Source organism: Synechococcus sp. PCC 6716 (assembly GCF_022570815.1).
Lineage (GTDB): Bacteria > Cyanobacteriota > Cyanobacteriia > Thermosynechococcales > Thermosynechococcaceae > Thermosynechococcus > Thermosynechococcus lividus.
The window spans coordinates 60,505-75,340 of record NZ_JAKLTU010000024.1 but is presented as its reverse complement, the minus strand read 5'-3'; the positions used below and the strand labels follow the sequence as shown (position 1 = coordinate 75,340).

Annotated in this window: 13 protein-coding genes; 1 reads left to right on the top strand and 12 read right to left on the bottom strand. The window is 54.4% G+C overall.

Annotated features, from left to right (window positions below; genetic code table 11):
- A partial coding sequence (locus L5220_RS10695) for a nuclease/transposase family protein (protein ID WP_499573491.1) occupies positions 1 to 768 on the bottom strand: 768 nt, incomplete at its 3' end.
- Between the two features lie 134 nt (positions 769 to 902).
- On the opposite strand from L5220_RS10695, the gene L5220_RS10690 reads away from it, so the two are divergent.
- The gene (locus L5220_RS10690; protein ID WP_448527787.1) at positions 903 to 1,625 is read left to right on the top strand and encodes a circadian clock KaiB family protein; all 723 of its coding nucleotides are present in this window, start codon (positions 903 to 905) and stop codon (positions 1,623 to 1,625) included.
- On the opposite strand, the gene L5220_RS10685 is transcribed toward L5220_RS10690, so the two are convergent.
- From L5220_RS10685 to L5220_RS10635, 11 genes are all read right to left on the bottom strand, one after another.
- Positions 1,622 to 2,344: a Stp1/IreP family PP2C-type Ser/Thr phosphatase gene (locus tag L5220_RS10685; RefSeq protein WP_448515196.1), complete on the bottom strand. Its 723-nt coding sequence runs from the start codon at positions 2,342 to 2,344 to the stop codon at positions 1,622 to 1,624. The genes L5220_RS10690 and L5220_RS10685 overlap by 4 nt on opposite strands.
- Before the next feature lie 24 nt (positions 2,345 to 2,368).
- Positions 2,369 to 4,051, bottom strand: a complete 1,683-nt coding sequence (locus L5220_RS10680) for an ABC1 kinase family protein (RefSeq protein ID WP_499573502.1) — start codon at positions 4,049 to 4,051, stop codon at positions 2,369 to 2,371.
- 106 nt (positions 4,052 to 4,157) lie between these two features.
- Entirely contained in the window at positions 4,158 to 5,375 is a 1,218-nt protein-coding gene (locus tag L5220_RS10675; protein WP_499573488.1) for an MFS transporter, read from the bottom strand.
- Between the two features lie 62 nt (positions 5,376 to 5,437).
- A complete protein-coding gene (gene mutS / locus L5220_RS10670) occupies positions 5,438 to 7,945 on the bottom strand; it encodes a DNA mismatch repair protein MutS (RefSeq protein ID WP_499573501.1) in 2,508 nt (835 codons plus the stop codon).
- 130 nt (positions 7,946 to 8,075) lie between these two features.
- Positions 8,076 to 8,720, bottom strand: a complete 645-nt coding sequence (locus L5220_RS10665) for a YqiA/YcfP family alpha/beta fold hydrolase (protein WP_448515199.1) — start codon at positions 8,718 to 8,720, stop codon at positions 8,076 to 8,078.
- A 125-nt stretch (positions 8,721 to 8,845) separates the two neighbouring features.
- Entirely contained in the window at positions 8,846 to 9,739 is an 894-nt protein-coding gene (locus L5220_RS10660; RefSeq protein WP_099797794.1) for a PRC-barrel domain-containing protein, read from the bottom strand.
- A gap of 166 nt (positions 9,740 to 9,905) precedes the next feature.
- A complete protein-coding gene (locus tag L5220_RS10655; protein ID WP_099797792.1) occupies positions 9,906 to 10,376 on the bottom strand; it encodes a bilin-binding protein in 471 nt (156 codons plus the stop codon).
- Between the two features lie 61 nt (positions 10,377 to 10,437).
- On the bottom strand, positions 10,438 to 10,911 hold the full coding sequence (locus L5220_RS10650) for a bilin-binding protein (RefSeq protein WP_099797790.1): 474 nt from the start codon (positions 10,909 to 10,911) through the stop codon (positions 10,438 to 10,440).
- Between the two features lie 60 nt (positions 10,912 to 10,971).
- Positions 10,972 to 11,670 carry a V4R domain-containing protein gene (locus L5220_RS10645; RefSeq protein WP_448527793.1) on the bottom strand — a complete coding sequence of 233 codons (699 nt, stop codon included), beginning with the start codon at positions 11,668 to 11,670 and terminating at the stop codon, positions 10,972 to 10,974.
- Positions 11,671 to 11,854: 184 nt separating this feature from the next.
- Positions 11,855 to 13,918 (bottom strand): NAD-dependent DNA ligase LigA, encoded by a 2,064-nt coding sequence (ligA, locus tag L5220_RS10640; protein WP_499573486.1) that lies wholly within the window; start codon positions 13,916 to 13,918, stop codon positions 11,855 to 11,857.
- On the bottom strand, positions 13,909 to 14,835 hold the full coding sequence (locus L5220_RS10635) for an NAD(+) kinase (protein ID WP_499500175.1): 927 nt from the start codon (positions 14,833 to 14,835) through the stop codon (positions 13,909 to 13,911). Before L5220_RS10635 ends, ligA begins: the two co-directional genes overlap by 10 nt.
- Position 14,836 lies beyond the last annotated feature (1 nt).

The following is a 14,836-nucleotide window of genomic DNA, read 5'->3' as shown; positions in this document are numbered from 1 at the left end:
TCCGATCTGAATGATGGATGCACTGATGGAATGATTGAGCCATCGCTGAAAACGTCTCTCCCTCCCCGACAGCCGTTGCAGGACTTGTCGGCATCGACGCCGACTCGACCGTGTGCCCTTCGAGGCTTTTTGCTGGAGCGATGCTCTCACTTTGGCGAAATGATCTCGGACTTGATTCAACTGCTGAGCATCCCAACCGTTATCGGTACTAGTTTTAGCGATTTCACGCCGACCGAAATCAACGCCAATCACCTTGTCCGACCGAATGGGTTCAGGAGCTTCATCGCTCAGTTGAATGTGGATGTAGTATCGTCCATCTCTGTGCTTGCACAGTTGAGCCGAAGTGGGTTTACGCCCCTTCAGCTGGCCGCGCTGGTAGTGTCCTATGTCCAGTTTGATGTGTTCTCTACATCCCAGCAGGGTCAGGCTGACTGTCCAATCCGTCTCCCGAAAAGAGAAGATTCGGGCATCGTAGTCTGCCGAAGTTGGACGAAACGCTTTGACAGGTTTGCCCTTCACTTTGGCTGTTTTTCGATTCGCCCCAACCCTGGCACAAACCCTGACTGCCTGATTAGCACTCAACCCAAACTGTTCTCGCAGGTCGTTATAGACCAACGACTGAATCGTTGTTTTGCTGGTTGTTTTGGGTTTGACTCGCTCATTGGCATAGTTGCAAGCAGCAGCAAACGCCTGAAGCACTGCCTCAATCTTGGCATTTTGTTCGGGTGTGGTTGCAAGTTTGCAAACTAGTGTCAGAGTTTGTTTCATCCTTTTATATTCTCACCCGTGACTATGAAAAACAAGCGTACTAAACCTGGCAATTTCGGGGGTATTGAACCCCTCTCAATTGCCGCTCCTGTCCCTCCCCGAGCTGAAGGTGCGGGGCTTCTCGGAGGTTTTCTGTGATCAGGCCAATACTATACAAAGGGCTTGCCCTGTTTACTCCTGGTCAGGATGTGGTGTTCTGTCGCGATAGCACCAAGCAAGGGCACTGGCACCAAGACCTTTGTCATGCGCTGCAGCAACTCCTCGATCTGCGGGAGCCGCCGTTATTTCTCGTCCCCTGCTACAGTGCTGCGGTTGATTACTGGTTTGACGAGGAGCAACAACTGTTACGGGTGGCAGCGGAGGTCTATCCGTTCGCATGGCCGCACCGCCCGCTGCTAGATGCCCTTTTTGCCTTGCCAGATCAAAAAACACTGCTGTGGCAATTGGTGGAGGATCCGCAACATCCGTGCGATCGCCTTGCCATTGAGTCTTACCGTGCCGATTTCCCACAACTGTGGGAGCATCACCACTTGGTCTATGATTTGCGGCAGGTCTCCCCCGCCAGTAGTTTTATTCCCCGCCTCACCGAACCAGACCGCTATGTCTTGCGCCTTTACGTGGCAAGTGAAACCAGTGCGGTGGAGCATGCCCTAAAAAATCTCCATGCCCTTCTCAGTCAGTGTTTAACGGTTCCCTATACCCTGAAGGTTGTAGATGTTACAAAGCAACCAGAGTTTGCCGAAGAAGATCAGGTGACGGCTACCCCCACATTGGTGCGGGTACACCCTAGACCCGTCCGGCGCTTAGTGGGGCATCTTGACGATCGCGATCGAGTCCAACGACTATTGACACCCTAAATTCCGACGACCACAACAGTCACATTGTCACGGCCACCATGGTTTTTAGCGGCATGGACCAGCGCTGTGGCCGCTTTTTCCACATTTGGCTCGCTGAGGTAAATACTAATCACGTCATCGGTGAGTTCTTCGGTGAGACCATCGGTACACAGCAGCAGGCGATCGCCCGGCTCCAGATCAATGGGTTGAATATCAATCTGGCTTAAATCTTCCCGTCCCAAACACTGGGAGAGCACATGCCGCCATGGATGCTGCCGCGCCTGCTCAAGGGTTAAGCTGCCCAACTGTACTGCTTGGGCAATCCAGGTGTGATCTTGGGTAATTTGGCGCAGTTCATCCCTACGCCAGTGGTAAATGCGTGAATCCCCCACGTGGGCACACCATGCCCCGTCCCGACTGTCATCTAACAACACCACAACTGCCGTAGTGCCCATATCCGCACGACCAGCATTTTGCTGCTGCTGTTCCACAATGGCCTCATTGGCAGCCAGAAAGGCTTGACGCAACAGCGTGACTGGGTCGTACTCTAACTCTTGCAAGTGAGCGTCTAAATACTGATAAATGTGCTCTACCGCTAGACGGCTAGCCTCTTCTCCGCCTGCGTGTCCTCCCATTCCATCAGCAACAATGAAAAAACGATGATTCTTTTCGTCAATGTAAAAAGCATCTTGATTGCTTTTGCGAATGAGACCACAGTCTGTCAAGCCAGCAACGTCCATGACCCTCCTGTCCTGGGCTGTATTCTAAAACATTTTTTCATACTTATCGAGTTTAAGCATGAGTCGCCAATAGAGGATACCCAACCATACCGCTAAGGCGGCTGCCACACCCGCTAACAAAATATACTGGTTGACCAGTAGAATCGTTGCCGCCAGCGAAAAGCTGCCAATGAGAACAACGTAGTTTAAGCCTAAATTAATATTACTTAAGCGTCGTAAAATGCGATCGCTTTCGCTAGAGCGTACCCGCAACCGTAGATCTCCATTTTCCAGTTTATCGAGCACTTCGTCGAGGCGACGGGGCAGGCCAATAGCACTGGTGCCCACTTGGGCAGCTTGGCGGCTGATCTCGGAAAAGAGACTGCCATTGTTGGGGTCTGAGAAATTTCCGTTGGTCATCAGTTCACTCGCAAAGGGTTGAGCAACTTGCATAAAGTTAAAGTCTTGGTCGAGTCCTTTGCCTACCCCTTCTAGGGTCGAAAATGCTCGCATGACAAAGGTAAAGGTAGCGGGAAAGCGAAACGGTTGATCGTAGGCAATTTCGTAGAGATCATCGCTAATTTGGGCAACGGACTGCACCTCGAAGGGTTGATCCATAAAGTTGTCTAGAAGATATTGAATCGAGCGACGCACCGGCCCTATGTCCCCAGTGGGAACCAACGCCCCCAACTCAATTAGGGACTGTACCACCTGCTCACCATCCCGCTGGGCAATACTCAAAAAGGTTCTGAGTAATTTGTCGCGGGTGACCGCTTGGATGCGACCCATCATACCAAAGTCATAGAAAATCAGTTGGCCGCTGGGGCTAACGGCAATATTGCCCGGATGGGGGTCAGCGTGAAAGAAGCCATCGTTGAGCACTTGGTAGAGGTAGGCTTTGGCCCCTAGCTCAGCTAAGCGCTTGCGGTCTAATCCTGCTGCCTCAAGCGCCTCGTAGTGACTAATTTTAATTCCGGGCAAGTATTCAAGGGTGAGTACCCGCAGTGAGGTATACCGCCAATAGACCCGCGGAACACAGACCCACTCGCGATCCCGAAAGTTACGCCGAAAAGTATCGGCGTTACGTCCCTCGTTGAGGTAGTCAATCTCCTCGTAAAGGATGCGGCAGCACTCCTCATAAATGCCCATCCAGTCGCGACCTTGACCCCATTTGGGATGGTTTTGGAAGTACCGGGTAATGCCTTTGAGAATGGCCAGATCAATGTCGAAGAGTTGCCGTAATCCGGGGCGCTGTACTTTGACCACGACTTCTTCGCCAGAGACAAGTTGGGCTTTGTGAACTTGGCCGAGGCTGGCAGCGGCCATGGGAATGGGGTCAAAGCTGCGGAAGAGTTCGGGAATGCGGCGGCCAAAGTCTTCGTAGATGATTTTTTCTACAAGGTCGTAGCTAAAGGCGGGCACCCGATCCTGAAGCTTACTGAGTTCTTCGACGTATTCGGTGGGAAAGAGATCGGCGCGGGTGGAGAAGAGTTGCCCGAGTTTAATAAAGGTTGGGCCTAGGTCGAGAAAGGTTTCCCGAATCCAGATGGCTTGGGCGCGACGGCGAGCGGCGCGTTTGGCATCGGTCATCCCCCCCCAGTAACTCCATGCCTTTCCCAACAGCCAGCGACCGCCCAGAAATCGCCAGACAAAGAACCAAATGTCAAAAAAGCGGCGAGTCTTCGAGTAGTGTTCTCGATTCCACCGATAGGATTTGCCTGTGGGCATAAAGGTAACCGAAGCTGGAGTTGACACGCGGCGTTCTGTAGTGGGTGATCTCAACAAATTGTAACGAATCCCTTGTGAATCGCGAAGAATCATCGCCAATGGCTTGCTAGAGGGCATAGCGATCGCGCCCCATGCCGAGGGCAAAGCGCAGGGAATCTGGTATATTTTTGCTGCTAGCGGTTAAAAAGACGGTTAGCCCTAGCAAACTAAACCCTGCGGCCATGCGAAAGAGAATGCGGTAGCCGAGGGGCACAATTAAGACCCCGAGCAGCGGTCCTGCCAAGGCCATCCCTAGGTCAAACCCGCCGAGGCTAAGGCTGAGGACTCGTCCCCGCTCGTTAGGATGGGAGCGATCGGCCATTAAGGCCGCCACCATGGGAATGAGTACGCCACCGGCTAATCCTTCAAGGATGGCTGCCCACAAAAGGTCTAAGGGTGTTTCGGCTTGGGCCAGTAACACCATAGACACGACGTAACACACCAGACTACTGGAGATGAAAATGCCGCGTCCCCAGCGATCGGAGGCTGAGCCGGTGGCCACCCGCCCCATAAAGCTGGCGATCGCCGCGGCGGTGTAGAACACGCCAGCGGAGAGATCGATCCGTTCGGCAGCAATAAAGAGGGGAATAAAGGTGGCAATCGTGCCGAAGGTGAGACCCACGCTGAGCATCACTAGGGTGGGAATCCGCAACCGCTCTGAGAGCAAGAGTCGCCAAAATAGGGGTTTGGAATCGTTATCAGTAGCGAGCCCCTCTGAGGTTAGGGCAACGGGGCGAACCCCCGCCGCCGCAATGATTCCCAAGGTCGCTAAGGCGCTGGCCACGACAAAGACCCAGTGGTCGCCATAGGTGTGCTGAAGCCAACTGCCCAAACTTGGCCCCACGGCCACCCCAATGGGATGGACTAAGCTGGTGTAACCAATGATTTCCCCGCGATGGCGAGGTGGGGCAATATCGGTCACGAGTGCCATGTAACCCGTGGTAAAGCCTGCGATGCTTACACCATGGAGGAGGCGCACCGCAATCAGGAGGGGCACATTATGACTGACCATGTAAAAAAGGGGGGCGATCGCCGCCACCGCCAAACCAATCAAGAGCGTAATTTTGCGCCCGCGGTTGTCCGCCAATGGGCCTAGCCACGACCGAGAAACGATTAAGCCAACAGCAAAGGCACCCATGACAATCCCCACTTGGTGGGGACTGCCTCCTTGGGCAGCAATGTATAGGGGCAGTGTCGGCAGCAGTGCTGCAATGCTCGACCAAAATAACAGCCCCGCTAGCAAGACCTTCAGGAGGGTATGCCGCAGCGGTGGGGGTAACTTCATCAGAACAATCACGGATCCCCCTAGTTAACAAAACGTTACATTTTCAATTCTAACGAATGGGATCAAAAGGGGAGTTCTCCTTGATCTGGTACTGCGGCGGTCTGTGGGTCGTATAGTGGACTTTTGCGCAAGCCAACCGCAATTTTGCTGTGCTTTTCAATTTGTTGCATCACCTGCCGTGCCCGCTGAATTACGACGGGAGGCAAGCCCGCTAAACGCCCTGCTTCGATCCCATAGGAGCGATCGGCACCACCAGGTTTCACTTGGTGCAGAAAAATAATTTCCTCCGGTAGTTCCTTCACCACCACTTGGAAGTTGGCCACGTTTGGCAACAGCGAGGCCAGTTGATTCAGTTCGTGGTAGTGGGTGGCAAAAATCGTACGCGATCGCAGCGTTGTCGCCAAATATTCTGCCACAGACCACGCGATCGCCAAGCCATCGAACGTAGCGGTACCGCGACCAATTTCATCGAGCAAGACCAACGACTGCGACCCCGCATGGTTAAGAATGTTGGCGGTTTCGTTCATTTCCACCATAAAGGTGGATTGGCCGGTCGCCAGATCATCAACAGCCCCCACGCGGGTAAAGATGCGATCGCAAAGGCCAAGGGTGGCGCGGGTGGCAGGCACATAGCTGCCCATTTGCGCCAGCAGTTGAATGAGTCCGACTTGCCGCAGATAACAACTTTTGCCACTGGCATTGGGGCCGGTCAGGATCATTAAGTCTGCCTTATCCCCCAGCCGTGTCTCATTAGGCACAAAGAACCCAGCGGGCAGCAGTTGCTCGACCACGGGATGACGACCCGCGCAAATCTCAAGCCGCCGATCTAGGGTCATCTGGGGGCGGCAGTAGCCCTGGTACAGCGCTACCTCTGCCAAGCCGAGGAGGGCATCCGCTGCGGCCACCGCGGCGGCAAGGGTTCGAATCGTTGTGGCATGGGCGGCAACCTGCTCACGCAACTGCACAAAGTACTGGTACTCTAGCTCAAAAAGGTGGCTTTGCGCCCCCATCAAGCGGGCTTCGCGCTCCTTCAGTTCAGCGGTAATAAAGCGCTCTTCATTGGTGAGGGTTTGCTTGCGGATGTAGGTGTCGGGGACTTGGCTCACCTTAGCACGGGAGACACTGAGGTAGTAGCCCGAAACTTTGGTATAGCCCACTTTGAGGGTGGGAATACCCGTGCGTTCGCGTTCTTGAGCTTCGAGATTGAGAATCCACTGTTGATCCTGCTCAATTTGCAGGCGTTGCTGATCGAGATCGGGATACGCGCCACTGCGGATAATTCCTCCCTCAGTCGAGCTGATGGGGGGCTGCTCCACAAGGGCAGCGGCTAGGGTTTCCCCTAACTGTTCAATCTCAGCGGGCACCGTTGCTAGGGCACACAGGTAGGGAGAGTGTACCTCCTTCAGAGCCGCCGCAAGGGACACTAAGGTGCGAAATGAATCCCGCAATGCTGCGAGATCGCGGGGATTCGCCGTCCCAGAGCCAGCCCGTCCTGCGAGTCGCTCGAGATCGTAAATTTCTTGAAGATGGCGGTGGAGGGTTTGCCGCAGGCCACTGTTGGCCATTAACTCAGCGATAGCATCATGGCGGGCGGTAATCTGCTCTAGGTTAAGTAAGGGTTGCAGCAGCCAACGCCGCAGGAGCCGCCCTCCCATGGCCGTCGTGGTGCGATCAATCGCCCACAGCAAGGAGCCTTGAAAGCTCCCATCACGAACGGTTTGGGTGAGCTCGAGGTTACGGCGGGTCTGCGGATCTAAGAAGAGGTACTCCTGTAGGGAATAGGTGCTCAGGTTTTGCAGGGGGACGGTTTGCTGGCGATGGGTTTCGTCTAAATAGGCCAGTAGCCCACCAGCGGCACGGGTGGCAAGGGTGAGATGCTCGCAGCCAAAGCCTTCAAGGGACTTCACCTGAAAGCGCTGACACAAGCGTTGCCGTGCTTCAGCGGCATGAAAGTCGTGGGGCGATCGCAGGGTATAGCACCAGTGGTTGGGTAAGTCTGCTGGCAGGTGCTCTTTGGCCTCGTGGGGGCGCAGCAGGCGGTTGAGGTCGGGTGCCTCACTGGGAATCAGGACTTCTGCGGGTTGAAGGCGATTTAGCTCGGCAACCAAATCGGCGCGATCGCCCCCCTGGGTGGTACAAAATTCCCCCGTTGAGACATCAGCATAGGCGAGCCCCCAGTGATGGCCTGAGAGAATCACCGCTGCTAGAAAATTATTGCGGCGGGGTTGGAGTAATTCGCTATCTAAAACGGTGCCCGGAGTAAACACATGGGTCACTTCCCGCTTGACGAGTCCTTGGGCTTGCGCCGGATCTTCGACTTGATCGCAGATGGCAATGGCATAGCCCTTTTCAATGAGGGTGCGGCAATAGCGCTCTAGGGCATGGTGTGGAATCCCCGCCATGGCAACTCGCCCGACCTCTTTGCCCCCCTCTTTCCCCGTTAGAACCAGTTCTAGTTCGCGGGCAACGGTACAGGCATCCTGAAAAAACGTTTCGTAAAAGTCACCGACGCGGTACAGCAGCAACGCTTGGGGATAAGCATCCTTCAGATCGGCGTAGTGCTGTAGCATGGGGGTCAGCAACGAACGCTCAACTTCATCATGGCGCACTTGTAGTCCCGGATTGCGCCCCAGCCGCAGGGTCGGTGCATCTATTTCAGTATGGGGTAACCGGCGATCGCCACTGTCAGACATGAAACCCTTAGGACACAACCTGTAACTGCTGATAAATCAAAGGATACATCATTCCCCAAATCGCCTCTTGGGCATTCGTGAGGGTATGGTCACTGTCAAGTTCGACACGGCTCACCCAAGGCCGCCCTTCATTGTAGTGGCGACTGGCCGCCACTGAAATGACATCATCCGCAGTGCCGTGGAAAATGAGCGTTGGTACCGGACGTTGTAACGCCGCGTCATCATAGGTGCGCAGATCTTCGACAAACCCATAGCTTAAGGGCAGCCACCGCTGTTCAGTGTAGTGATAGACCGCCAACGAGCCAGTCCGCTGCCACTGGTGAAGCTGAGGCCCCAGACGTGGTAGCCACTGCGCCGCAAACTCAAAGGCCGGCGCCAGCAAAAATAACTGCTTGACTTGGGGGCAGCGTTGCGCCACCCATGCCGCCGTCAAGCCACCAAAACTAGAACCAATCAGCGTTACTAGTTCGTCCTGCCGCAGCAGAGAGATCACCTGCTGAATTTGACGACTCAGGCTCAGGTGAAAAAAATCCCCCTGATTCAAGTCGGGCGTGAGCAGGGACAGCCCCAGCTCCCGGAAGCGATCGCTAAAGTACTGTGCTTTACTAGAGCGAGGTGACGAGGCAAACCCATGCAGATAAATATATTGCATTCAATCTCCCTTACTAGAGCAGCACACGTAGGTAAGCCTTCGACGTAATCCTCCCTAAGGCCATGAGGTTTACCGATCGCCAAACCCATCGTGCTATCAGAGAGGTCTGTTCGGGATAACAAACGCTAATAATCGTATTCTTCTTCTTGCTGCCGCTGCTCTAGTTTCATGGGCTGGGGTTCCTCCCATGGGTCTGATTGCGGTTCAGACTCAGGTAAATCAACAGGGATAACCTTAGCCGGCGGCTTGGCTTGCCGTGGACGCACCGGTTCATACTCGTACTCCTCGTCGTAGGAGGTGTCGTAGTCATCATAGGTCTCGGATTGACGACGGCGACGGCGGGGGGTATTTTCCCAATCATCTTGATACTCAGCCCGGCTGCGCTGGGGAGGATACACTGGCGATCGCGCCCCAGAAGGCAACTGATTACTACTAGGGGTCACCGGTTGGTAGTATTCATCCTCATCGGTTTCCCACGGCGGTGCCCCCAGCCCCACGCGCTCTAGAAGGCCAACCGTCAATTGTTGGAGGCGGGTTTCTGCCCCTTCAAAGACAATAATGCGATCGGGGCCTGTACTGACAATTTCCTCGACCGGCAACTCGTAGGTGCTAATGAGTTGGGCTGGAATCCACGGTAGCCCTAGGGAGGCCAAAATTAGATCCGTAATTTCCCCAGTTTGAGGATCAAACTTAAACCCCCGTACCTTACCCAAAATTTCGCCAGTTTCCGTAACAATCTCGTTATCAATGAGGGTGCTGTAGTTATAGGTATTCATCGACTCTACAGCATCGTCGTTTTCGACGAGAATGACATCCCCAATTTGACTAATGCTGTCGAGGTGCACAAAACGTTGCTCGCCGGTAAACAGCGTATTGCGCACACCCAAGGCGACCACTTGCCGCTGATCAATATCCACCCAAACTTGGTTAATGACGCCCAGTTTACGACCGGTGTCTCGGGTAATTACCTGTGTGCCGATCAAGTCTGCTCGTTGCAGCAATTGCGCCGATATGGTCATGCCCTTGTGTATCCCAACGAATCTCAGTTAATACTATAGCGGCGATCGCCAAGGAACTTGCTGAAAAACATCACCTAACCTAACGATCCACTGCTGGTGATTCTAGGGTAGCGCATTTAGAGCAGCACCCTTGGATCGGCGACCCGAACCGTTGGCTTGTTGTTGGCTATTCCCCAAGAATGGACTGGGTTAAGGCCATGACAGGCGTCATCAACGGTGCTTCTTCCGCCCCAAGGACTTGATTCACGACCGTCGGTAGAACCTGATACGTCACCCGTGCCGCTTTTTCATCCTTAAAGGCCTTGATAATAGTACGGTACCAGAGCAAGAACCCATCCCGCAGGGCATCTAAATCGGCAAAAAGCATCGCCGCTGCCGCCAGACGCAAAACACTTCTGCGATCGCGCTGACAGACTGCGGTATAGTCTTGATTCCCTTTGCGGAAAATATGGGGGTTTGGGGAGCACAATTGTTGATCCACCTGCTCAATAATCGTCTCCTGCGCATCACGGATTTTTTCGTAGGCACTAATGCGCTGCTCAGCCGTAGCGAGATAGTTTTTGAGAAACTGTAGCTCCGCTGCCGTGGCATAGCGGCCATCGGCCTCAAGGCTGAGTTTTTCAAGTTGGCGCAGCATATGCTTCCGTGAAGTGAGTGGACAATACAAGCAGGTGGCGTTCCAGAGCCTGCTATAGTGTCTATTTTGACAAAATTGAACTACTAAGGGCAAGAACGGGTTGCATCACCCGCTGTTCTTCTGGTGTGAGAAGCTGCTTAATCATCGCGGGCAGCAGTTTGCCGTAGGTAGAATCCGCCATGGTCTCGTAGTTAAAGGCTTTGACGATGGTACGGTACCACAGCAGGAAGTTGTCCCGCATCAGATCGAGTTCGGCAAAGAGCATGGCGGAGGCAGACAACCGAATGGCATCTACCAGATCGCGGCGGCAAATTTCACTGTGGTCGCGTTGGCCGTAGTGAAAACAGTGAGGGTTTTCAGCCTTTTGCTTAGCTTGAATCTTATCTGCCATCAGCTCGCCTTCCGCACGAATTTTTTCGTAGGCGCTAATGCGGGTGTCCACCGAGGCGAGGTAATCCCGCAGGAAGTTCAACTCTTCCGCACGGGCATAACGGCCATCGGCACTAACGGTCAAGTGATTTAACTGACGGAACATAGGAAAATCCTCGCAAATGAACACTAAATACGAAAACAATCACCGCAGCGCGGTACTACATCACCCTTTGTTGGTCACCAACTCCCCCTGTCGTAAACGCTTTTCAATATCGCGGGCTGTGGCACCCTCGTTTTGCCAAAAGGCCGCCGCATCAATACGATCCTGTTTCCCGACTAAAAACTTGCAGTAGGTCTCCCCCATGGCATAGCACTGAAGCTCAATGCAGCCCAAGGGCTTTTGAATCAGCCCTGTAAAGAAGCCCGCAAACAATCCGGCATAGATGTAGCACACTGGCTTACCTACATCCCCAAGGGTGCGCGCTACCACCGAGTCAAAAATGTTGATGAACATAAATCCATTTTTTTGCTCGGTCAAATCAACGTCCCAGTTGCCCCAGCCTTGGGTGGTAAACGGCCACCACCATGCTTCTAGAATGAAGGTGAGGGCAGCCTTGCGCAGTTCACGCTTGTAATCCTGCTCAAAGTGTTGCCTAAATACAACGGCATCCCGTTTGCCCCATTCTTCACCTATTTTGTACATCACCAAGGCGGAGGCAGAGCCGACTTCTTCCTCTAAGCCCTGCACCAACCCAATGACAAAGTCCTCTGTGACCAGCATGACTCGCTGATCGTACCAATCCCGAATGCTACCTTGGGCACTACTAAACTGCAAGTAGTCGCGGAGGCTATAGTGGTTGGTGCGGGCGGGATGGGCTTGATGAAGCTGGTGTTGGTAGGTTGGGGCGGAAACAGTCGGCATGGAGGTGGTGTCCCGAGCAGATGGATGAGGTGTTACAGATACCATAGTCGCTTGTCGTGATCCCCGCAGTGGCGCTCAAACTTGACGGTTCAAATTGGGCTGTTAAACGAAAACTATTACTTTTACACTTTTTAGGCTAAAAGATTCTGCGGGCAAGTGGTTCCGTACTCCCACGGATTTTTGCTTAATGACACATTTCTATAAGTTCTGTTTCATTGAGGCAGGGAATGCCCAGTGCTTGGGCACGACGGAGTTTACTGCCTGCGTTTTCGCCAACCACGACGTAGTCCGTTTGGGCACTGACGCTCTCGCTGACTTTGCCGCCGTGGTCTTGGATCAGTTGTTTGGCTTGGTCGCGGCTGAGGGTCGGCAGTGTGCCCGTAATCACAAATCGCTTGCCCCGTAGTGGCTGGTTTGTGGTGGTGGCTGGACGCTGTGCCAATTGCAAGCCTAAGGTTTTCAAATCTTGAATCAGGGCTTGGTGAGCGGGGGTGCGAAACCAATCGTACACCGCTTGGCCGATTTCTGGGCCAATCCCGTGAATGGCGCAGATGGCCTCGTGGGGGGCACAAGCAAGTTGATCCACATCGGGAAATGCCTCTGCTAGCAGTTGGGCATTGACGCTGCCCACATGGCGAATCCCAAGTCCGTAGAGCACCCGCGGCCACGGTTGGGTTTTGGACTGGGCGATCGCCTGCAGAAGTTTCTGAGCTGACTTTGCTGCCATGCGCTCTAGGTTAACGAGGTCTTCGAGCCTAAGGCGGTAGAGGTCAGCGGCAGTCCGCACCTGTTGGCTGGCCACCAACTGCTGTACCAATTTTTCCCCCAGCCCTTGAATATCTAGGGCATCGCGACTGGCCCAGTGAAGAATCTGCCCCCGCACAATTGCAGGACACTGAGGATTGACGCAGCGGGTCACCACTTCATCGGCAGGCCGCACCACTGGGGAGTGGCACTCTGGGCAATGGCTAGGCATCTGAAAGGGTTCAGCCGTCCTAGGCCGTAGTTCTGGGAACACACGCACAATTTCTGGAATAATTTCCCCCGCTTTGTGGATGACCACTTTGTCGCCAATGTGTAAATCTAATTCTGCGATGCGATCGCCATTGTGCAGCGTTGCCCGCGAAACCGTCGTCCCCGCTAGCAGCACTGGCTCAAGTTCAGCCACAGGAGTCAGGGCACCCGTGCGTCCCACCTGCACCGTAATGGCCACCACATCGGTAATCGCCTGTTCCGGTTCGTACTTCCAAGCGATGCAGCCCCGGGGGAATTTTTGAGTAAAGCCCAACTGCTGCTGTAGGCTCAGGTCGTTGAGCTTCACAACAATGCCATCGGTGAGGTAGGGCAAGTCATGGCGAGCGGTTTGCCAATGGTTGTAGTAGGCTTGCACTGCTTCTAGGGTAGGGCACTCAGCATACTCAGGATTAACCCGAAACCCCAGTTGTTGTAACGCTGTTAAGACATGGCGTTGAGATTGGGGTTGGCCGTAGGTCTGGCGCTGCGGGTCTAGGGGCACAACCCCGCCATCGGGCAGATGCAGGGCATAGGCAAAAAAATCGAGCTGCCGTTGCGCGACTACCCGTGGCTCTAATTGGCGTAGGGTGCCAGCCGCCGCATTACGGGGGTTAGCAAAGGGCGGTTCTCCTTGGGCTTGCCGCTCTTGATTGAGTTGATGAAATCTGTCAAGGCCTAAAAACGCTTCTCCCCGGACTTCAAGGATGGCCGGTGGGGTCTCGAGGTTGAGGCGCAGCGGAATCGCACGGATTGTTCGCACATTACTGGTAATCTCTTCGCCGCGGGTGCCATCCCCACGGGTTGCCCCTCGCACCAGCAGACCGTTCTCATAGGTCAAGGCAAGGGCAACCCCATCCATCTTTAGCTCACAGATATACGCCGCCGCTGGCGGGGAATCTCCGGTTAAATTACGCCAATAGCGTTGCCACCGCTCCTGCCACGCCACCATGTCCGCTAGGGTAAAGGCATTTTCAAGACTATAGAGGGGAATGCGGTGCACGACACTGGCAAACTGGCTGACCGGTGCTTCCCCGACCCGCTGGGTGGGGCTATCGGCGGTAATATACTCGGGATGCGCTGCCTCCAGATCCTGCAGTTCGCGGTAGAGTTGGTCGTAAACCGCATCCTCCATAATGGGGCGATCGAGGGCATAGTAAGCGTAGCTCGCCTTTTGGAGCAGATGTCGCAACTGCTGAATGCGGCTGGCAACTGTTTCCCTTGGCATCATTGGCATGGATCGTCCCGACGAGGTTTTGCAACATGGGGCAACCCCCAGCCCAGTTTTTGCCGCAGCACATGGAAAAATTCTGGGGAGCGCAAGCGAATAAAACGGGCACGATAGGGAGCTTGCTGGACAAAGACTTGATCTTCCGGTTGAATGTAGCAGCCTGCATTGCCATCTACCACCAAGATTAAATGCTTAAAGGGGTTTGCCGGATAGATCCACACCGGCTCACTATTGGCAAAGACAAGGGCGCGGGACGCTAAGGAATGGGGACAGATGGGCACCAGTTGCAGTGCAGCTACACCGGGGGTAATCACCGGCCCCCCTGCCGATAGGGCGTAGGCGGTGGAGCCGGTGGGGGTTGAAAGAATTAAGCCATCTGCGGCAATATCCACCCGCGCATGGGCACCCACATCGACCTCAAAGTGGCACATGCCGGTAAGGGGTTCTTTGTGAATCACCATTTCGTTGAGGGACAGCGCTTCCCATATGACGGTGCGATCGCGCAGTACCTGTACCGTCAGCATTGTCCGGTCTTCAATGCTGTAGTCCCCTCGCAACACTTGCTCAAGGGCTGGGTCAAGGTCTTCCACATAGCCTTCGGTTAAAAACCCCAAATGACCGGTGTTAATGGTTAACAGAGGAATTTCACAGGGGGCAAGCTGGCGGAAGGCTGACAACACCGTACCATCCCCTCCCAGAACGACAGCAAAGGTCATCGTTCCATCAAAGCCCGGCGGGACTAAATGATCAATGGGGGTATGACACACTGGGCTATCTGGACGCGAGTAGCCCAAGATCCCGCCAATTCCGGTGGCAACCTGAACATCCCAGCCTTGGCGCTCTAGCAGTTGGCGGACGTGGATGGCTAGTTCCGCAGCCACGGGCTTGCCTTCGTTGTAAATGATCCCCGCCTTCACAGCCACT